The organism is Nocardia sp. XZ_19_385 (assembly GCF_015355755.1).
Classification (GTDB): domain Bacteria; phylum Actinomycetota; class Actinomycetes; order Mycobacteriales; family Mycobacteriaceae; genus Nocardia.
Genome location: NZ_JACVEE010000006.1, coordinates 109,453 through 128,262, shown reverse-complemented (window position 1 = coordinate 128,262; position 18,810 = coordinate 109,453). Strand labels below are relative to the sequence as shown.

Annotated in this window: 17 protein-coding genes and 1 pseudogene; 14 read left to right on the top strand and 4 right to left on the bottom strand. The window is 67.2% G+C overall.

Going from position 1 to position 18,810, the window contains the following annotated elements; translation table 11 throughout:
• Positions 1 to 83: 83 nt before the first annotated feature.
• Positions 84 to 662 carry a DUF308 domain-containing protein gene (locus IBX22_RS34140; RefSeq protein ID WP_194819945.1) on the top strand — a complete coding sequence of 193 codons (579 nt, stop codon included), beginning with the start codon at positions 84 to 86 and terminating at the stop codon, positions 660 to 662.
• 41 nt (positions 663 to 703) lie between these two features.
• Here the strand turns inward: IBX22_RS34140 and IBX22_RS34135 are convergent, their stop codons facing one another.
• The gene (locus tag IBX22_RS34135; protein WP_194819944.1) at positions 704 to 1,168 is read right to left on the bottom strand and encodes a PPOX class F420-dependent oxidoreductase; all 465 of its coding nucleotides are present in this window, start codon (positions 1,166 to 1,168) and stop codon (positions 704 to 706) included.
• A 71-nt stretch (positions 1,169 to 1,239) separates the two neighbouring features.
• Between IBX22_RS34135 and IBX22_RS34130 the strand changes: the two genes are divergently transcribed.
• The 3 genes and pseudogenes from IBX22_RS34130 to IBX22_RS38625 all read left to right on the top strand — a co-directional run bounded on the left by IBX22_RS34130 (position 1,240) and on the right by IBX22_RS38625 (position 5,121).
• Positions 1,240 to 1,695: a MarR family winged helix-turn-helix transcriptional regulator gene (locus IBX22_RS34130; RefSeq protein ID WP_194819943.1), complete on the top strand. Its 456-nt coding sequence runs from the start codon at positions 1,240 to 1,242 to the stop codon at positions 1,693 to 1,695.
• 189 nt (positions 1,696 to 1,884) lie between these two features.
• A pseudogene (locus IBX22_RS38435) lies at positions 1,885 to 4,197 on the top strand (MMPL family transporter); the annotation flags it as partial.
• Between the two features lie 15 nt (positions 4,198 to 4,212).
• Positions 4,213 to 5,121, top strand: coding sequence for a carboxypeptidase-like regulatory domain-containing protein (locus tag IBX22_RS38625; RefSeq protein ID WP_228540099.1), 909 nt, complete (start codon positions 4,213 to 4,215; stop codon positions 5,119 to 5,121).
• Here IBX22_RS38625 and IBX22_RS34120 read toward each other — a convergent pair.
• Positions 5,114 to 5,587 carry a DUF6636 domain-containing protein gene (locus tag IBX22_RS34120; protein ID WP_194819941.1) on the bottom strand — a complete coding sequence of 158 codons (474 nt, stop codon included), beginning with the start codon at positions 5,585 to 5,587 and terminating at the stop codon, positions 5,114 to 5,116. The genes IBX22_RS38625 and IBX22_RS34120 overlap by 8 nt on opposite strands.
• Positions 5,588 to 5,731: 144 nt before the next feature.
• Here IBX22_RS34120 and IBX22_RS34115 point away from each other — a divergent pair, with 144 nt between their 5' ends.
• A complete protein-coding gene (locus IBX22_RS34115) occupies positions 5,732 to 5,950 on the top strand; it encodes an EF-hand domain-containing protein (protein WP_194819940.1) in 219 nt (72 codons plus the stop codon).
• Positions 5,951 to 6,010: 60 nt separating this feature from the next.
• Here IBX22_RS34115 and IBX22_RS34110 read toward each other — a convergent pair whose 3' ends face one another.
• Entirely contained in the window at positions 6,011 to 6,499 is a 489-nt protein-coding gene (locus IBX22_RS34110) for a Dps family protein (RefSeq protein WP_194819939.1), read from the bottom strand.
• Between the two features lie 202 nt (positions 6,500 to 6,701).
• Here IBX22_RS34110 and IBX22_RS34105 point away from each other — a divergent pair, with 202 nt between their 5' ends.
• On the top strand, positions 6,702 to 7,547 hold the full coding sequence (locus IBX22_RS34105) for a helix-turn-helix domain-containing protein (RefSeq protein ID WP_194819938.1): 846 nt from the start codon (positions 6,702 to 6,704) through the stop codon (positions 7,545 to 7,547).
• Here the strand turns inward: IBX22_RS34105 and IBX22_RS34100 are convergent.
• On the bottom strand, positions 7,528 to 8,721 hold the full coding sequence (locus IBX22_RS34100) for an MFS transporter (RefSeq protein ID WP_194819937.1): 1,194 nt from the start codon (positions 8,719 to 8,721) through the stop codon (positions 7,528 to 7,530). The two genes, IBX22_RS34105 and IBX22_RS34100, sit on opposite strands and share 20 nt — an antisense overlap.
• A 308-nt stretch (positions 8,722 to 9,029) precedes the next feature.
• On the opposite strand from IBX22_RS34100, the gene IBX22_RS34095 reads away from it, so the two are divergent.
• From IBX22_RS34095 to IBX22_RS34060, 8 genes are all read left to right on the top strand, one after another.
• Positions 9,030 to 9,698, top strand: coding sequence for a response regulator transcription factor (locus tag IBX22_RS34095; RefSeq protein WP_309234906.1), 669 nt, complete (start codon positions 9,030 to 9,032; stop codon positions 9,696 to 9,698).
• Positions 9,695 to 10,786, top strand: a complete 1,092-nt coding sequence (locus IBX22_RS34090) for a sensor histidine kinase (protein ID WP_228540061.1) — start codon at positions 9,695 to 9,697, stop codon at positions 10,784 to 10,786. Before IBX22_RS34095 ends, IBX22_RS34090 begins: the two co-directional genes overlap by 4 nt.
• A gap of 194 nt (positions 10,787 to 10,980) precedes the next feature.
• Positions 10,981 to 11,616, top strand: a complete 636-nt coding sequence (locus tag IBX22_RS34085; protein WP_228540060.1) for an MspA family porin — start codon at positions 10,981 to 10,983, stop codon at positions 11,614 to 11,616.
• A gap of 122 nt (positions 11,617 to 11,738) precedes the next feature.
• Positions 11,739 to 13,493, top strand: a complete 1,755-nt coding sequence (locus IBX22_RS34080) for an ABC transporter ATP-binding protein (RefSeq protein ID WP_194819935.1) — start codon at positions 11,739 to 11,741, stop codon at positions 13,491 to 13,493.
• A 119-nt stretch (positions 13,494 to 13,612) separates the two neighbouring features.
• Positions 13,613 to 14,809, top strand: a complete 1,197-nt coding sequence (locus IBX22_RS34075; protein WP_194819934.1) for a cation:proton antiporter — start codon at positions 13,613 to 13,615, stop codon at positions 14,807 to 14,809.
• A 220-nt stretch (positions 14,810 to 15,029) separates the two neighbouring features.
• Positions 15,030 to 16,697 carry a ribulokinase gene (gene araB / locus IBX22_RS34070; protein ID WP_194819933.1) on the top strand — a complete coding sequence of 556 codons (1,668 nt, stop codon included), beginning with the start codon at positions 15,030 to 15,032 and terminating at the stop codon, positions 16,695 to 16,697.
• On the top strand, positions 16,694 to 17,362 hold the full coding sequence (locus tag IBX22_RS34065) for an L-ribulose-5-phosphate 4-epimerase (protein ID WP_194819932.1): 669 nt from the start codon (positions 16,694 to 16,696) through the stop codon (positions 17,360 to 17,362). The genes araB and IBX22_RS34065 overlap by 4 nt, the downstream gene beginning before the upstream one ends.
• Before the next feature lie 16 nt (positions 17,363 to 17,378).
• On the top strand, positions 17,379 to 18,797 hold the full coding sequence (locus tag IBX22_RS34060; RefSeq protein ID WP_309234905.1) for an L-fucose/L-arabinose isomerase family protein: 1,419 nt from the start codon (positions 17,379 to 17,381) through the stop codon (positions 18,795 to 18,797).
• Positions 18,798 to 18,810: the final 13 nt, after the last annotated feature.

Here is an 18,810-nt window from a genome sequence, read left to right as displayed (position 1 = left end):
GTACGTAAGGCCGGTGGCCTACGTCGCGTGCAGCGTCAGCCGACGGATGCGCAGCCGGATGTCCCGTCGCAAAGCTGGTGTTCATGAACAACACCGAGGTACTGCCTGTTTCGATGACCGAGCGGTCATCCCTGATCCGTCTCTACCTGAGCCGGGGCGTGCTGGCGATAGCGTGGGCCGCCGCCTTCGCCGCCGCGCACGCCACCCTGAACGCCGTCGCGATCATCCTGCTCGTGGCCTACCCGCTGATCGACGCCGTCTCGTCGCTGCTCGACTATCGCGCGGTTCCCAACGGTCCCGAACGTCGCGTGACAGCCCTCAACGGGGCGCTGAGCACGGTGATCGCCATCGCGCTCGGTGTCGCCGGAACCATCGGCGCCGCCGCGGTATTGGGCGTATTCGGGGTCTGGGCGGTGCTATCGGGTGCGGCGCAATTGATCGTCGGCCTACGCCGGCGCGGGCCCGCACTGGGCAAGCAGTGGCCGACGCTCATCTCCGGCGGCCTGTCCTTCCTGGTCGGCGCGACCTACGTCGCCCAAGCCACCGGCGAATCGCCGTCCCTGCATGTCCTCGCCATCTACGCCACCGGCGGCGGCGTCTTCTTCATCGCACAGGCCGTGTTGCTGGTGTGGAAGGCGCGAGCACACCGATCGAACGATTAATTCGCATGGCGGCCAACGGTTTCAACAGGACGGTGGGCCGATCAAGCTATGACGTGGTCGGGCTGGATGTGGAGGATCACCCGCTCCACATCACGTCTCTGCTCGTAGGGGTAGGTGTCCAGGTCCAGGTATTTGCGCGCCAGCCGGTCCAGGAATGCCTTCTCGGGATCTGGTTCGACCTCGACGACACGGCCGCGGACTTCCACGTAGCGGTAGGGGTCGTCGGGGTCGAGGATCGAGACCGATACCCGCGAATCTTTCTGGATGTTGCGGTATTTCTGCCGATCGGTGCCGGTTGAGACGAGCAATTGCCCGTCGGTGAAGTCGAACCACACCGGATGCGATTGCGGTTCGCCGTCGGGTCCCAGGGACGCGAGGTGCGCGAAGCCTTTCTTGGCGAGGATGCCGACGTGGCTGTCGGGGATCGTCGCGGACGATGTCTTCCTGCGCTGTGTTCGCAGGTTGATGTCGTCGATATCGTTCGCACGGTTGCGGATCTCAGCCATCGTTTTCTCCTCGCCGTCATGAATCTAGGTGTCAATATGCTGACATGGAAAGTCTGTGTCAAGATACTGACATGAGTCAAGAGGAGGCCGTGGGCGAACTGGAGCAGTCGGTGGGCTACGTCCTCAAACAGGCCCAGGCCGCGCTGCACTCCGCGATGGACGCGGTGCTGCGCCCGCTGGAACTGTCGGTGGCGCAATACGCCTGCCTCGAACTGCTCGGCCGGCACCCCGGGATGTCCAACTCCGAACTCGCCCGCGGTGCGTTCGTCACGCGCCAATCGATGAATCTCGTGCTCCGCGGATTACAGGATCGCGGCCTGCTGACTCGGCCTGCGCGGGCCCCGCACGGCCGCGCGCTGCCCACTGAGCTCACCAGTGCCGGGCAGAAGAAGCTGCGTGCGGCCAGCGTGGCCGTGCGCTCTGTCGAGCGGCAGATGTTCGCTCCGCTGTCCGCGGAAGAACAACGCCGGCTGCGCAACGACCTCGTCGTCTGTGTGGCCGCCATCCCCTCGGTCAAACCCGAGTAGTCGGCGTAGCGGGCGCTCAGTTCGAATGGCAGCCTGGGGGTTTGGGTGCGGCCCGGCCGATGGCGGTGCTGATTCGGCGTGCGGTAGGCTCTCGAAACTAGAGGTTGCTCCTCCGCTTTCGGCGTGGTAGCGGGCGTCAGGGGAGCTGTTCGCACAGCACGATCCGGTCACCTCCAGGAGAACCCACACGTGTCCGTATACCTTTATCGCTGGGGCAAATTCGCCTTCCGCCGCAAATGGATAGTGCTGCCGGTGTGGCTCGTACTCCTCGGAGTGCTCGGTGTCGCCGGCGGCATGCTGAGTAAACCGATGAGCGACGAGTTCAGCATGCCGTCGCTACCGTCGGAACGTGCCACCGACATCCTGGACAAGCAATTCCCCGGTATGTCCGGTCAGTTCAGTATCGATGCCGTCAGCGGCGCCTACGTCATCAAGGCGCCCGAAGGTACGAAGCTGACCGACAAGAACAACAGCGCCGCCATCGACGCGCTGATCGCCGATCTGAAGGCGCTGTCGGTCGACAACGGCACACGCAAGCTCGTCGCCGAAAAGGCCGCTGCGGCACTGGAAAACCCGGTCGACACGACCGCGGAAATGGGCTGCCTGACCGCCGCCGACCCGGCCGTCTGCTCAGGCGCCCCACTCAACGTGCTGAGCGCTGATGCTCCGGCAACCGTTGCCGTGCTTGCGGTTCCATTCGACATCGCTTCTTCGGCCGACATCACCGACGCAGAGCGGCACGCCGCCTACGACGTAGCGGGCCCCGCCCGCGCGCAGGGATTGACCGTCGAAGTCGGCGGCGCCATCCAGGAGGAGCAGGAGCAGCCCAGCGGCCAGGCCGAGCTGATCGGCATGGGCGTGGCACTGGTTGTCATGATGATCGCCTTCGGCGCCGTCGTGGCGGCCTTCGTGCCGATCATCACCGCCATCGTCGGCCTCGGCGCCGCCCTGCTGGTGATAGCGCTGGGCACCTCGATCATCGAGGTGCCCAGCTTCACGACGTTCCTGGCGTCGATGATCGGTATCGCGCTGTCCATCGACTACGCACTGTTCATCGTCTCCCGCTACAAACACGAACTGCACGTGGCGGAAAGTCCCGAAGAAGCCGCGGGCATCTCCGTCGGCACCGCCGGATCCGCGGTGGTGTTCGCCGGACTCACGGTCATCGTCGCCCTGAGTGCGCTGAGCATCGTCGGCGTGAACTTCCTGACCTTCATGGGACTCGGTGGCGCCATGGCGGCCTTCTTCGCCGTTCTCACCGCCATCACCCTGATGCCCGCCCTGCTCGGCGCCTTCGGCCGCTTCCTGTTCAAACCGAAGCTGCCGCTGGTCGCCCGGCACGACCCGGAAGACGACACCTCCGTCACCAACGGCATGCGGATGGGCCGTTTGATCGGCAACAGACCATGGGTCGCCCTGGCCATTGCCGTGGGAGCGCTTGCCGCACTGGCCTTTCCGGCGCTCGACCTGCAGCTGGGACTGCCGGGCGAGGACAGCTTCCCGACCGACTCCACGGTCCGTCAGTCCTACGACATCCGGACGGAAGGTTTCGGCGAAGGCAGCAACGGCATCCTGACCGTGGTCGCCGATCTGGCGAACGTGCCGGAAGGTACGCGCGAGGCCGCGGTCACCGCGCTGCGCGACCGGCTCGCCCAGTTCCCCGAGATGGATTACGTCACCAAGCCGCAGGTCAGTGCGAACGGGCTCGGCGTCATGCTCGACGGTGTGCCGAGGTCCGGGCCGAACAACCAGGCCACAAAAGATCTCGTGCGCGACGCCCGCGCCGCCGAAAGGGAACTGCGCGAGCAATACGGCATCGAGTACGGCATCACCGGCACGACCGCCATCTACGCCGACATGGACCACGTCCTGCTCGGCAAGATCGTCCCTTACCTGGCGATCGTCGCCGGTGCGGCCTTCGTGCTGTTGATCCTGGTGTTCCGGTCCATCCTGGTCCCGCTCACCGCGGCCCTGGGCTTCCTGCTCTCCATGGCGGCTACCTTCGGCGCCACCGTACTGATCTTCCAGGAAGGTGCGTTCGGCCTGATCGCCGATCCGCATCCGATCGTCAGCTTCCTGCCGATCATGTTGATCGGCTTGGTATTCGGTCTCGCCATGGACTATCAGGTGTTCCTGGTGACCCGGATGCGCGAGGAATACGTGCACGGCAAGTCGCCGAAAGACGCGATGATCTCCGGTTACCACCACGGTGCCCGCGTGGTGACCTCGGCGGCGATCATCATGATCTCGGTGTTCGGCTCCTTCCTGCTGGAATCCGACGTCGTCGCCAGGTCCATGGGCTTCGCCTTGGCCGCCGGTGTCGCCATCGACGCCTTCGTGGTGCGCATGGTGCTGGTCCCGGCCCTGCTGGTGATCATGGGCAGGCGGTCCTGGTGGATTCCGGAGTGGCTCGACCGCGTCCTGCCCGACATCGACGTCGAGGGCGCGAAACTGCGAGAGCTGCGACAGCCGCAGGCTGATCATGCCGAGCCGGAGCCCGTCGTCGCTGCGTACCCCATGCCGACGGAGCTCGCCGCAGAGCGGGTCGATGAGCAGATCTCGGAGCCTGCCCCGCCGGTCATCGCCGAACCGGAGCCGACGCTCGCTCCGGCTGGTGCCGCGGACCCAGCCACCAATGGCATCGGTGCACAACGGTTGTCGTCCGGGCGAGTTGTCGCCTCGATCGTTGGCAGCATTCGCCGTGACGACGGGCACCCGGTCCCCGACGCGGTGCTGACACTGATCGACCAACGTGGACAACAGGTTTCGCGTACGGCCGGCGACGGCGGCGGCAGCTACCTCATCGAGCCACCCGCGCCGGGAAGCTATGTCTTGATCGTCTCGGCGGACAGCTATCAACCGACCGCGGTACACGTCACCGCGATGAACGGGGTCGCGCAGCAGGTCGACATCACGGTGCACGGATCCGGCGAGCTGTCGGGTGTGGTGTACACGCCCGATCGCGAGCCGGTGGCAGGCGCCACGGTCACCGTGACCGACCTGCGTGGTGAGGTCGTCGGCGCCGCCGTGACAACGGCGGACGGCAGCTACGCCTGCAAGGGTGTAACAGCGGGAACCTATACGTTGGTGGCGGTTTCCGATCAGATGCGTCCCACCGCAACGACATTGACCGTGCCGGCGAGCGGGCAGTTGGTCTTCGACGTGGAACTGGCTCCGATGGCGACGTTGTGGGGCACGGTACGCGCCGACGGCCGGGCAGTGCATGACGCCCGGGTCACCGTGGTCGACTGGTCCGGCTTAGCCGTCGGTAGCGTCCACACCGACATGGACGGCCGCTACGCGGTGGCCGACCTGCCCGCGGGCGAATACATCGTCGTGACCCGCGGCTATCCGATGGTCACCAGTGAGGTGACCGTCACCGGCGGCCGAGTCGACCACGACGTACACCTGGGCTTCCTCAACTGAGTTCGTAAGCGGCACGGGAGATTCGGAAGGACTTGGACCCGACGCCGCAGCGGATGCCATCGCGAGCGCTGGTGCAGGTGAAACCGCCGAAGGTGACCGACGCGCCGTAAGGCAGGAAACTATTGATGGGGTGGCCAAGGGTGCCGCCACCGCAGTTGAACCACGCGCCGTGGGCTTTGCTGAGATGGATCGCATATCCGTAGTCACTCTGGACCGGGGTGCCGTCGGGTAAGTAACACCCGGGCGGCCGAGGTGGGGGTGTGTAGGTGTATTCGAACACCTCGCAGCGGACATACCCCGCGCCGCCGTCGGACCCCTCTGCGAAAATCGCACAGGCGATATTGCCGCTGGGGGAACCGAAAAGGATCTGGTCGGCCGCCTGTGCGGTACCGGTCGGGCCCACCGCGGCAATCCCCGCGGTACAGGCCGCCGCGGTGACCAGGCGGATGATGGTGCGAACGTTCATCGGCCGAGTTTGGCCGAATCGCCTTGCCGGAAGCTGAAAGCCGGCATAACGGGCTGGTCCGGCCGCCCGGAAACCTCCGGTCGCGGCTGGGTGCGATACTCCGGTAGCTAGCTCGGTTGTCGGATCGGAACGAAGGAGTGGGTTATGGGTGGCTTTACTGTCGCGGAGGCCAAGGCGGTATTCGTGAAGGTCGATGCGAACAGTGACGGCTTCATCACCCTCGAGGAGTACGCGCAGGCTGTCGAGGCGTACGGGTTTTCGACCGATGAAGCGAAGAAGGCGGCGCTGGCCATTGTGGAGAAGGCAGATCTGAACGGGGACAAGAAGATCAGCCTCGACGAGTTTCTGACGCTGGTCAGCTGAAAACACGCGAGGCCGGTCCCGGCGCTTACGCCGGGACCGGCCTCGGGGCCGTCCGCATGATCAGCTCAGGGCTGTTTGAGCCTGGAACATCCAGTGGTGCTCTTCGAGCTTGGCGGTGATGCCGATGAGCAGATCCTGGGTGACCGGGTCGGCGGTCTCGGTTGCTTGGATGTGCATGCGCAGCCGGCGGACGACGGCGTCCAGGCGGGACACGATCAGCGCGACGACCTCGCTGTCGGACAGATACCCGGAGGGGAATTCCGCGGCGTCGGCGGCGACTGTGGCGGCGCGCCCGTCCGGCGAGATACCCAGCGCGGCAGCGCGTTCGGCGACCGAGTCGGAGAATTCCCGGGCACTGTCGACGAGTTCGTCCAGTTGCAAATGGACCGAGCGGAAATGCGGGCCGACGACATTCCAGTGCGCCTGCTTGGCGGTGAGGCTCAGATCGATCAGATCGGTGAGCGCCTCCTGCAGAACGACGCCGACGACTTTGGTTTCGGCCTTGCCGAGAGTTCCCGCGATGGCCCTCTTGGACAGCGTTGCAGTCACGATTGCTCCTTCTCTAGGGTTGACCTTTTCTGGAACAATTCCAATCTAGCGCCGTTCATGCCCGGCTGCATGGTCTTGTTGATCACACCGCCGGACAGCGCCCACCCGCCCGGCATCGACGATCCTCGCGCCTCCTCCCAGCGGAAACGGCTCCGGCCGTTGGTACCGTGAACCGCATTGGATTCCACTAGAGGGGTGCGCGGTGACGAAGGTCGAGGGAGTGCCGGGCCTCGATGAAGTACTGGCCGGTTTGCAGTGGCGGTTCGCGGGGCGGGACGAGTTCACGTTGGCGGCGGGGCAGTGGGAATTCATCACCGAGCCCAGTGCGCTCGTCGTGCTCGATGGCCTGGTCCGCGTCGAAGGGCTCAGTGCGACAGAGGATTTGGCCAGTGGCGACTTTCTTTTCGTGCCGGGTAACGGCCGGTTCGCGATCAACGCGCTGGCGTCGGGCCGGGTGCAGCGCGTGCGGCTCGAACCGGTCGGGAGTGGCAGCCTGATGGCCGCGTTGCCGCAGCGGGTGCTGCTGACCGATTTCGTCGAACACACGCCGCTGGCCACGACGATGATGCGGCACCTGGTCGAGCAATGCCCCGATCCGTTCGGTGTGCAAGGTGACCGGGTCGCCACGTTGATCACGTCGATGGCGATCGAGTCCTGGCATGCCCGCGGTTGCGCGCCGCAACGGTGGCTGATGAAGGTGAACGAGCCGGGGGTGGCGCAGGCGGTGGCCGCCATGCACGCCGATCCCGGGCAGGAGTGGACCGTCGAGGCGCTGGCGCGCGTCGCGCTGGCCTCGCGGTCGGGGTTCGCCGCCCGGTTCCAAGCGGCGACGGGTCTCACGCCGGGCCGGTATCTGACGAAGCTGAGAGTCGAACGGGCGCAACGGTTTCTGGCGGAGCAGGACACATCGATCGGGACGGTGGCCCGGCGTCTGGGCTACCGGTCGGAGACCGCTTTCGGGCGGGCGTTCCGGCGGCATACGGGCCACACGCCGTCGCAGTGGCGGCGTGCGGCCCGGGAGTCGTCGGCTAGCGCTGTGCCCGGGTGAGCGATACCCGCACCAGCACCCCGCCGAGCACCGCGCCCAGCGCGGCGAGTCCGTAGGTGGCGGTGAGCCCGATGCTGTCCACACCGCGACCGCCCAGCGCGGAACCCAGGATGATCGCCAACTGGAAGCCGCCGACGACCAGCCCGCCGCCTGCCTCCATGCGCTCCGGCAGCACCCGCGACACCCACACCTGCACCAGATTGAGAATGCCGCCGAACGCACCGCCCCAGATGAGCACGGCGAGGTAGCCGAGAACCGGAACAGCCCCGGCGGCGATGATCACCAGCAGCGAGCCGCCGATGGCCACGGGTACCGCTACCAGCAGCACGCCGAGTCGCCGGTCGGCCAGCGATCCGAGGACGAAATTCCCGATCAGGCCGCCGATGCCGAACAGCGCGAGCAGCACCGGGATCACTGCCGGGCCGGCCTGCATCAGTTCGTCCAGGGCCGGGCGGATGTAGGTGTATCCGGCAAAGTGTCCGGCGATCACCGATACGACGCTGATCAGGCCGAGCGCCACCCCCGGCGCCCGCAGCGCGGCGCCGAGCGCTGCGAATCCGACGCCCTCGCTCGGTGCGATCGGCGGCAACACCATCCGGACCGCGATCGCCGTCGCCACGGTCAACCCCGCTACGACGACGAATGTTGTCCGCCAGCCCGCATAGGTGCTCAGCAGCACCCCCAGCGGAACACCGGCCACCGTGGCCACCGTGGTCCCCGCGTTGACGATCATCATCGCTTTACCGAGCCGTTCGGCCGCCACCAACTGCGCGGCGATTACCAGCGCCATCGACCAGTACCCGCCCACGGCCACCCCGAGCAGCAGTCGCGCGATCAGCAGCAACACGATGTTCGGCGCTAGCGCCACAACAACATTCGATACCGCCGCCGCGATGGTCAACACGATCAGCAAGCTCCGCCGATCAACTCGCGGGAACAGTGCTCCCAACGCGAGCGCGGCAAACAGCGCGGTCAGCGCCGTCGCGCTCACCGACAGCCCGACCACCCCCTCGGGCACCCGAAGATCGTGCGCGAGCGTGGTGAGTACACCCGGCGGCAGGAACTCCGCGGTCACCAGCGTGAAACTGCCGAGGAACATGGTCAGCAAGGCGGGCCAGGCGGCGCGGCGGGAAAGCCCCGATGCGGCAGTGCCGGTCGTCGATGTCGTGGTCATGTCGGATGCAACAGTCCGGCCCGGCCTGCCACGCGACTCAAACGCCACGGCGATCGTCCGGAACGCCAACGTTCGGCGAGGCAGCTCAGCCACCCGCTACCGACGATGGGCGAGCACAGCTGTCGCTGTTGCGGACCCGTCGGTCGACGGACAGTTTCCGCCGGTCGGCGGATGGGCGCGCCGCTGACCGGGCACTACTGTTCGTTCGTTGGGCTGACAGAGTGGTAGCGCGTCGGGTGCGGAGGCACGCGGTAGCGTCGTCGGTTACCCAGCGAACGTCGAGCGACGACAGCGAGGCAGGTCTTTCCGTGATTCGAGTGGTAATTGTCGATGACGAGGCTTTGGTGCGGTCGGGGTTCGAGCTCATTCTCGGTGCCGCGCCCGATGTCGACGTGGTGGGGACGAGTTCGGGTGGCGGGGCCGTGGAGATGATCGGCGAGCTGCACCCGGATGTGGTGTTGCTGGATATCCGGATGCCCGATGTGGACGGGCTGACGGTGCTGGGCCGGCTGCGCGAGTTGGCCGAGCCGCCGGTGGTCGCGATGTTGACGACCTTCGACACCGACGAATACATCGTCACGGCGCTGCGTTCGGGCGCGGCGGGATTTCTGTTGAAGGACACCGAACCGGACCAGTTGGCGCAACTGATTCGCACGCTGGCAGCCGGGGGTGTGGTGATGTCGCCGAAGGCGGCGGCCACGCTGTTGCACGGTGACAACAAGCTGGGCCGGATGGCCGCCACCGATGCCGAAGTCGCGCGCATCGATGCGCTGACCGACCGGGAACGTGAGGTGCTGGTGCTGCTGGCGGAGGGGTTGTCCAACGCCGAGATCGGGCAGCGGATCTATTTGAGCGTGGGCACGGTCAAGGATCATGTCAGCGCGATTCTGAGCAAGCTGCGGGTAGGCAGCCGGGTGCAGGCGGCGCTGGTGGCTCAGCGTGCCGGATTGCTTGCCGGGCAGCGTGAGAAGCCTTGATCACCCGGGTTCGGCCGCCCCGCTGGGTTGTCGACGCCGCGGCGGTGGCGGTCGCGGTGGTGGATGCGATTTTCGGCAGTGTCTATCTCGATAACAGTGAGCTGGCGCTGGCGGTGATCGCCTGTGCCGCACTGGTTTTCCGTCGGCGGTGGCCGGTGGCGGTGTTCCTGCTGACCTTGCCGTCGGCGATGCTGAACGAGCTCGTCATCGCGCCCGCCATCGCGCTGTACACGGTGGGCAGGCAGTCGCGTAATCGGCTGGTGTCGATCGGGTGCGCGGTGGCTGCCGCGGCCGCGGGGATCTCCTGGGGGCTGGGCGAGCCGCTTTCTCGGACCGATGCCGTGATCTATGGCGTCTTCACGGCGGCGTGGGCCGCGGCGCCGGTCTTGTTCGGTCAGCTGGTGCGGACCCGGGACGAGCTCAGCCAGCGGCTGGTGGAGATCGAGGAGGCGCGGGACCATGAACGCCACCTGCACGCGCAGGCCGTGCTGGCACGGGAACGCGCGCAGATCGGCCGGGAAATGCACGACGTGGTGTCGCATCAGGTCAGCCTGATCGCCGTTCGCGCCGGCGCGTTGCAGGTCGCCGCCCCCGACACCGACACCCGCGAGGCAGCGCGCACCATCCGGGAACTGAGTGTCACGACCCTCGACGAACTGCGAAACCTGGTGACGCTGTTGCGCGCGTCGGGCGGCCGGGGCACCGAACTGACACCCCAGCCGACGCTGGCGGACCTGCACACGCTGATCGACTCGAGCGGCATTCCGGTGGTGTTCGGTGGCGAGTTGCCCACTGAGATCACCGGTGCGGCGCAGCGCGCGGTGTATCGAACGGTGCAGGAGGCGTTGACCAACGTCCGCAAGCATGCCCCGGGAGCCACGGCGGAGATCCACCTGTGGTCGGACGCGGAGCGGTTCGGTGTGGTGGTCGTGAATACACCGGCCACACGCAGCGCGCTGCCGTTGCCCGGATCTGGTCACGGTCTACTCGGATTGACCGAGCGCGCCGAGTTGCTGAACGGCCAGTTGCTCAGCGGCGCGACCGCCGAGGGCGGCTTCCGTGTCGAATTGCGGCTGCCGCGCACCTGAACGCCGGTGCGGGGGCGGGCCATCCACCCGCCACCGGAGGGGGTGCGAACAGCCATCCGGCGGATTCCTCGGGCGGCGCTGGTCGCACAGACTCGTAGGTGGCGGGCATCCATGCCTCCCCCTCACATGGGTGCCCGCCACTATCCGTTCGCTGGTCGGACCAGAGGGGCTTCTGAAGGTGACATGTGATCGGAATGGCAACGAATACAGGGGCCGCATGGGCGAGTGCCGGAATTTTGCTGAGCACCATTGTGATCGGCGCTGGAACCGCCGGTGCAGAGCCGGTGGCGGATAGATCGCGGGAGACCGTGACCGATGACGGCCGGACGCTGACAATCACCAAATCCGGTGAGAACCTGGACCGCTCACCCGGTCTGGTGAATTCCCCGGTCAGCCGTGAGGGTTTCGTGTCGGTCAAGGCCACGGCCGAGGTCACCGGCAAAAGCGGGCCGCGGGTGACCAGCGGCACCATCACCGTGGGTTATCAAATCGGTTGCGCTGTCGATGTTTCCAGCGGCTTGAATCTGGGTGTCGGTGCCACGCTCGGCGCGAACGCCGGCGTATCCATCATGAAACCGCCCAATGCCGGCGTCACGGCCTCGGTGACTCCGAATATCTCCACCTCGCTCAAACCCGGGTCCATCACGACCATCACCCTGGGCGAGAAGCCCTGGTCGGAGTCCAGGGCCTCGATCACCGCCGAACAGGTCACGGTCAAGGTCGACGCCTGTGCCGGTCCGGTCACGCTGCGTTCCTTCGCCACCGCGGCGATCTCCACGCCGACCGCCGACAACAACATCACCGTCTACGGTGACGCGATGCAACTCTGAAAGACTTCGACCCGCCGGATGGCGGGTCGCAGTCCGCCACCTGGGTGCATCGCGTCGGCCGTATGGCTGGAAGTTTGCTGGCGCGCTGTCGAATTCGCGATTCGGTACCTACCGTCGAGAACATGAAGAATTCGCAGCCGCGCTTCGCCCGGCTCCGTCTGTTGTGGTCGTTCATCGCGCCGCACCGTGGTGTGCTCGCGATCGGACTGGTGCTGGCACTGCTCAGCGCGACGGCGGGCCTGGCGATGCCGATGATCACCAAGTGGGTACTCGACGCGCTGGGGACCGGTGCGTCCCTGGTGGCGCCCGTGGCCACCCTGGCGGGGCTGTCGATCCTGAGCGCGTCGGTGCTGTGCGTGGAGTGGATCCTGCTCGGTACGGTCGGTGAACGGGTAGTGCTCGACGCGCGGAAATCGCTGGTCCGCAGGTACTTTCGCGCCACGATCCCGGCACTGCACAGCCGTCCGGTGGGTGAGCTGGTCACCCGGGTCACCTCCGACACGGTCCTGCTGCACGAGGCGGCATCCTCCAGCCTGATCGGGCTGGTCAACGGCGTGGTCATGCTGGTGGGGTCGCTGATCCTGATGGCTGTGCTGGACCTGACGCTGCTCGGGGTCACGCTCACGGCGGTCGTCGTGGTGAGTGTGTTGTTCCTGGCGCTGATGCCGGGTGTGGCCGAGCAGCGTCAGCAGGCGCAGCAGCGGCTCGGGCTCGTCGGCGGTGCGCTGGAGGGCGCGTTGCACGCGATCCGCACGGTGAAGGCCAGCCGCGCCGAGCAACGCCAATCCGAGCGCATCCTCGCCGACGCCGAGGCCTCGACCGAGCATGCCATCCGCGCCGTCCGGCGCGAAGGACTCGCCTCCGGAATCGCTTGGGCCGGTGTGGAAGCCGCGATCGTCGTGGTGCTGGCCTTCGGCGCGTGGCGGGTCGCGCACGGCTCATTGCCGCTGTCCAGCCTGATCGCGTTCCTGCTGTACGCCTTCGCACTGGTCGAACCGGTGACCGGACTCGGCCAGCATGTGATGACCTTGCAGCGGGGTATCGCGGCCGCCGGCCGGATTCGCGAGGTCGAGCACATGGAGATCGAAACCGATTCCGCCACAGCCGGAGTCGTGCCGACGCGTTCCGCAGGCCCGGTGCTCGAATTGCGCGGCGTCACTGCCGGTTACGGCAATCGCGCGGCCCCGGCGCTGCGCGATATCGATCTCGTCATCCCGCGCCACGGGCATACCGCGATCGTCGGTCCGTCCGGCGCCGGTAAGACGACGTTGATGTCGTTGATCCTGCGCTTCCTCGAACCGCAGCACGGAGCCCTGCTACTGGACGGGCGGCCTTACACCGATTACGGCTACGCCGAGGTGCGCGGCCGGCTGGCCTACGTGGAACAGGACACGCCGGTGGTGCCGGGAACCATCCGCGATAATCTGGTCTACGCCTGTCCGGACGCCTCGGAAGACGCACTCGCCCAAGTGATTCGGGATACCCGGCTGCAAGAGGTGATCGCCGCACAGCAACAGGGCCTCGACACACCGCTGGCCGCGGCGTCGGTCTCCAGCGGCCAGCGCCAGCGCATCGCCGTGGCGCGTGCACTGCTGGGCGCGCCCGAAGTGCTGCTGCTCGACGAGGCGACCGCCCATGCCGACGGCATCACCGAAGCCGCTATCCACGACTGCATCCGGCAACGGGCGCGGGAAGGCGCGGTGCTCACCATCGCGCACCGGCTCTCCACCGTGGTCGACGCCGACCGCATAGTCGTGCTGCAAGAGGGCCGAATCCGCGCCCAGGGCACGCACGCCGAACTGGTGGACAGCGACGAGTTGTACCGGGAACTCGTCAGTGCGCTGCGGATCGAAGAACAGGCCGCCGCCAGCCGATGATCGGAGGTCTCATCAGGGGCGCCGCGCGTGTCACGACGGTGGCCCGGAGCATCGGGGCTCGATGATCACAGGTAACGACGGGTTTGCCGAGAGTCGCGACATGCTGAGAGGTGACAGTTGTGAATCAGTCCCTGATCGTGGTGGCGTCGGTGGTGGCGTTGTGGGCCGTGCTGGCCGGGCGGCTGGAGCGCTGGCGGATCACCGCACCCATGATCGTGGTGCTGGCCGGCGTCGCGATGGGGATCTCGACCAAGGGTTCGCTCGGCGAAACCCTGAATACCGAGGTCGCGTTGAAGGCGGCCGAAATCATCTTGGCGGTACTGCTTTTCGTCGACGCCTGCGAGGTTCGCGGCGGGCTGCTCGGCCGGGAACGGTCGTCGGCGTTGCGGCTGTTGCTCATTGCGATGCCGCTCAGTCTCGGGCTGGCCATGGTCCTGGGACGATGGCTGTTCCCAGGGCTGGAGTGGGCGGTGCTGCTGGTGATCGCCTGTGCTGTGGTGCCGATCGATTTCGCGCCCGTGGCCTCTATCGTCCGCGACCGCCGATTACCAGAACGGGTCCGGCACCTGCTGAATGTGGAAAGCGGCTACAACGACGGCATTGTGTCCCCGATCTTCCTGTGCGCGCTGCTGCTGGCGGGGGGTCGAGCCGAGGCGGCCAAGACGCCGATCGAGGCCTTGCAGGCCGCACTGCCCGCCTCTGCCAAAGCGATTGCTGTCGGATTGGTTGCGGGCGGTGTGCTCGCGCTGCTCGGCAACGCGGGGGAGCGCCGGGGGTTGATGACCGACCAGTCCAAACGGATCGCGGTGGTCGCCGCGCCGATTCTGGCGTTCGCGCTGTCGGTGGGTATCCATGGAAATGGGTTCGTCGCCGCGTTCGTGTGCGGCATCGTGTACCGATCCGTGCGTGTCTCAGCGGAGCTCCGGCGCGAGCTGGAGTTGCTGGACGACTTGGGTTTCCTGCTCACCGTCGTCATGTGGTTCGTCTTCGGCAGCGCCGCCGTGCTCGCTCTCACGACCGACCTGAGCTGGCGACTCGTCGCCTTCGGTGTCGCGGTACTGACCGTGGTGCGGATCGGGCCCGTGCTACTGGCGATGCTGGGCACCGACTTCTCCTGGCGTGACCGCCTCACGCTGGGTTGGCTGGGGCCCCGCGGCACGACCTCGATCGTGTTCGGACTCTTGGCATTCAATCACCTCAACGATGATCCGGCGTATACGACGCTGTCGATCATGGTGCTCGTGGTGTTCGGCAGCGTCCTGTTCCATGGCGTCGGCTCCGCACTGGTGATCGGGGCCTACCGCCGCTGGCGCTGAGTGCGGTTGCCGCACTAGATGAGCGTTAACATCAAAAGCTGCTTCCATTGCCCGGCGTGGGTCACACACCGCTCGATGAGCCGAAGCGGCTGTTCATCTGAAATTGCCTGGTACACGGCCATATTCCGAGGATGATCGGCCACTGACTCCGGCTTGGTCCTTGACAGCCTCCCAGTGTCGTAGGTAACAATGTGCGCGTTAACATAGCTGGGAGCAATGCATGGCCGACGAGTACGTAGTGGGTGTCGATTTCGGCACGCTGTCCGGTCGCGCCCTGGTCGTGCGGGTGCGCGACGGCGCCGAGCTCGGAACGGCGGTGTGCGAGTACCGGCACGCGGTGATCGAGCACGAATTACCGGCCACCAGAGCCCCTTTGCCGCCGGACTGGGCGCTGCAGGACCCCGAGGACTATCTCGACGTGCTACGGGTCGCGGTGCCCGCCGCGGTGCGGGCGGCGGGTATCGATCCGGGCGAGATCATCGGCATCGCAACAGATTTCACCGCCTGTACGGTGCTGCCCAGCACGGCCGACGGCACGCCGCTCTGCCGGGTGCCGGAGTTCGCGGGACGTCCGCACGCCTACCCGAAACTGTGGAAGCACCACGCCGCGCAACCGCAGGCCGACCGGATCACCGCGCTGGCCCACGAGCGTGGCGAGGCGTGGATCGGCCGCTACGGCGGCCGGATCTCCAGCGAATGGGAATTCGCCAAGGGCCTGCAGATGCTGGAGGAAGATCCGGAGATCTACACCGCGGCAGCGCGTTTCATCGAAGCCGCGGATTGGATCGTCTGGCAGCTCTGCGGGCGCGAAACCCGCAACGTGTGCACCGCGGGCTACAAGGGACAGCACCAGGACGGCGCATGGCCCGGCACCGCGTACCTCACTGCCCTGAATCCGGGCTTCGCCGACTTCACCGGCAAGCTCGCCCACCCACTGTCACCGCTCGGCGGCCGTGCCGGCGACCTGACCGAGCAGGCGGCGCGGTGGACCGGCCTGCGTCCCGGAATCGCGGTCGCCGTCGGCAATGTCGACGCGCACGTGACCGCGCCCGCGGCGCAGGCCGTGGGGGACGGACAGCTGCTCGCGGTGATGGGCACCTCCACCTGCCACGTCATGAACGCCGGCCGGCTGGCCGAGGTGCCCGGCATGTGCGGCGTGGTGGATGGCGGAATCATCAGCGGCAGTTGGGGTTACGAGGCCGGGCAGAGCGCGGTCGGCGACATCTTCGCCTGGTTCGTGGACAACGCCGTGCCCGCCGGTTACCGCGACCGGGCCGCCGCTCGCAACCTCGATCCGCACGAGTACCTGAGCGAGCTGGCCGGACGCCAGCGGGTCGGGGAGCACGGCCTGGTCGCCCTGGACTGGCTGGGCGGCAACCGGTCCGTCCTGGTCGATCACGACCTCTCGGGCGTCCTGATCGGCCTGACCTTGGCGACCCGGCCCGAGGACATCTACCGCGCACTGCTCGAAGCGACCGCCTTCGGCACCCGGACCATTATCGAATCCTTCAACCACGCGGGCGTTTCCGTGCGCGAACTGATCGTGGCAGGCGGTCTGGTCCGCAATTCCGTGCTCATGCAGATCTACGCCGATGTGACCGGTCTGCCGCTGTCGGTGCTCGCCTCGCAGCAGGGGCCCGCGCTCGGCTCCGCCATCCACGCGGCCGTCGCCGCGGGCGCGTATCCAGACGTGCGCGCCGCCTCTGCGGCGATGGGCCGGATAGACCGAGCCGCCTACCTGCCGGATCCGGACCGCGTCGCCGCGTACTCCGCCCTGTACGCCGAATACCGCGCCCTGCACGACCATTTCGGCCGCGGCGGCACCGAGGCGCTGCACCGGCTGCGCCGCATTCGCAACACCGCACGCAAGGAGGTAGCCACCACATGACGACGATCGAACGCGCCGTGGCCGGACTGCGCACACAGGTGGCCGACCTGCACCGCGAACTGACGCGCTGGGGGCTCGTGGTGTGGACGGCGGGAAATGTGTCGGCCCGCGTGCCGGGCGCGGATCTGCTGGTCATCAAGCCCAGCGGTCTGTCCTACGACGAGCTCACCCCGGACACGATGGTGGTCTGCGACCTCGACGGCACACCGGTCGAAGGCGAACTGTCCCCGTCCAGCGACACCGCCGCGCACGCCTACATCTACCGGCACATGCCGCAGGTCGGCGGTGTGGTGCACACCCATTCGACCTTCGCCAGCGCGTGGGCCGCGCGGGCGGAACCGATTCCGTGCGTGCTCACCGCGATGGCCGACGAGTTCGGCGGGGAGATCCCGGTCGGGCCGTTCGCCTTGATCGGCGGCGACGAGATCGGCCGCGGCGTGGTGAAAACCCTTGCCGGGCACCGCTCTCCGGCGGTGCTGATGAAGAACCACGGCGTGTTCGCCATCGGACCCGATGCCCGGGCGGCGGTGAAGGCCGCCGTGATGTGCGAGGACGTGGCGCGCACCGCGCATATGGCGCACGAGCTGGGCCGGCCGATCCCCATCCCGCCTGACGCGGTGGACCGCCTGCACGACCGCTACCAGAACGTCTACGGCCAGCGCTGATAGAAGGAGCCCCTCTGTGACCGCCTCCCTGGCACCCGCCACCACCCGCAAGCCCCGCATCGGTCTGCTCGGCATCATGCAGGCCCTCTACGACCACATGATCCCGGGCATCACCGAACGCCAGGCCGGATACGCCGAGGCGATCGCCGAGCAGCTCGGCGAGGTCGCCGACTGGACCATCGGCCGCCCGGTCAAGGACCGCGCCGACGCCGAGGAGGTGATGCGCGAATTCGGCAACGCCGATCTCGACGGCGTCCTGGTGGTCATGCTGACCTACGGCCCGGCGATGCGGGTAGCGCGGCTGTTCAACGAGAACCGGATGCCGTTGCTGCTGGCCAACATTCAGCCCGAACCAGCGGTCACCGCCGCGTGGGACATGGCGGATATGACCTACAACCAGGGCATCCACGGCGCGCAGGACACCGCCAACGCACTGGTGCGCGCCGATCGGCCGTTCGAGGTGATCACCGACGACTGGCGCTCGCCGGAATTCCGCGAGCGCGTCGACCGCTGGGCCCGCGCCGCCCGGGCGATCACGGCGTGGAAGTCGTTGAAGGTCGGGGTGTTCGGCTACGCCATGAACGATATGGGCGACATCCGGGTCGACGAAAACGCGTTGCTGCGCACGCTCGGGCCGGAGATCAGCTTCCTCGCGCCGGGCGACCTGTACCGCGGCGCACTGGCCGTCACCGACGCCGAGGTCGCCGAGCTGATCGACTGGGAGAACGAGCATTTCGAGATTGACAAGGCCCTCACCGCCGCCGAGCGCGAGGACCACGTACGCATGCAGATCGCCATCGAGCGCATCCTCACCGACCGCGGATACCGCGCCTACTCCACGCATTTCGACGCTATCGGCGAAGACGGCCGGTTCCGGCGGCTGCCGCTGGCGGCGGCTTCGAGCCTGATGGCCAAGGGCTACGGCTACGGCGCGGAGGGCGACGCGCTCGCGGCGTCGATGGTCTACGCCGGGCATCAGCTCCTCGGCGACGCGCATTTCACCGAGATGTACGCCATGGACTTCCCGTCCGATTCGCTGTTGATGAGCCATATGGGCGAAGGGAATTGGCGGGTGGCGCGCACCGACGAGCCGGTGCGGTTGATCCACCGGGAACTCGGCATCGGCAAGCTCGAGGCCCCGCCGACCTTCCTGTTCCGCTACCGGCCGGGCCCGGCCACGCTGGCCTGCCTGGTGTCTCTCGGTGGCGAACGTTTCCGGCTGGTGGTCGCCGAGGGCGAGGTGCTCGACGCGCCGCCGCTGCCGCAGCTGGAGATGCCCTACGGCCAGTTCCGCCCCGACACCGGCGTGCGCGCCTGCATGGACGGCTGGCTGGCTGCCGGCGGGCCGCACCACCAGGTGCTCAACCTCGGGCGCCACGCCGCCGACTGGCAGGTCTTCTGCCGGTTGTCCGGAATCGAATTCGTCCAGGTCTGAGCAAGGAGAACCC

What these genes read in the sequence shown, in the direction of transcription:
- IBX22_RS34140 (WP_194819945.1), top strand. Translation starts at nt 84, where the DNA reads ATGAACAACACCGAGGTACTGCCTGTTTCGATGACCGAGCGGTCATCC.
- IBX22_RS34135 (WP_194819944.1), bottom strand. Translation starts at nt 1,168, where the DNA reads ATGGCTGAGATCCGCAACCGTGCGAACGATATCGACGACATCAACCTG.
- IBX22_RS34130 (WP_194819943.1), top strand. Translation starts at nt 1,240, where the DNA reads ATGAGTCAAGAGGAGGCCGTGGGCGAACTGGAGCAGTCGGTGGGCTAC.
- IBX22_RS38625 (WP_228540099.1), top strand. Translation starts at nt 4,213, where the DNA reads ATGCCGACGGAGCTCGCCGCAGAGCGGGTCGATGAGCAGATCTCGGAG.
- IBX22_RS34120 (WP_194819941.1), bottom strand. Translation starts at nt 5,587, where the DNA reads ATGAACGTTCGCACCATCATCCGCCTGGTCACCGCGGCGGCCTGTACC.
- IBX22_RS34115 (WP_194819940.1), top strand. Translation starts at nt 5,732, where the DNA reads ATGGGTGGCTTTACTGTCGCGGAGGCCAAGGCGGTATTCGTGAAGGTC.
- IBX22_RS34100 (WP_194819937.1), bottom strand. Translation starts at nt 8,721, where the DNA reads ATGACCACGACATCGACGACCGGCACTGCCGCATCGGGGCTTTCCCGC.
- IBX22_RS34085 (WP_228540060.1), top strand. Translation starts at nt 10,981, where the DNA reads ATGGCAACGAATACAGGGGCCGCATGGGCGAGTGCCGGAATTTTGCTG.
- IBX22_RS34080 (WP_194819935.1), top strand. Translation starts at nt 11,739, where the DNA reads ATGAAGAATTCGCAGCCGCGCTTCGCCCGGCTCCGTCTGTTGTGGTCG.
- araB (WP_194819933.1), top strand. Translation starts at nt 15,030, where the DNA reads ATGGCCGACGAGTACGTAGTGGGTGTCGATTTCGGCACGCTGTCCGGT.
- IBX22_RS34065 (WP_194819932.1), top strand. Translation starts at nt 16,694, where the DNA reads ATGACGACGATCGAACGCGCCGTGGCCGGACTGCGCACACAGGTGGCC.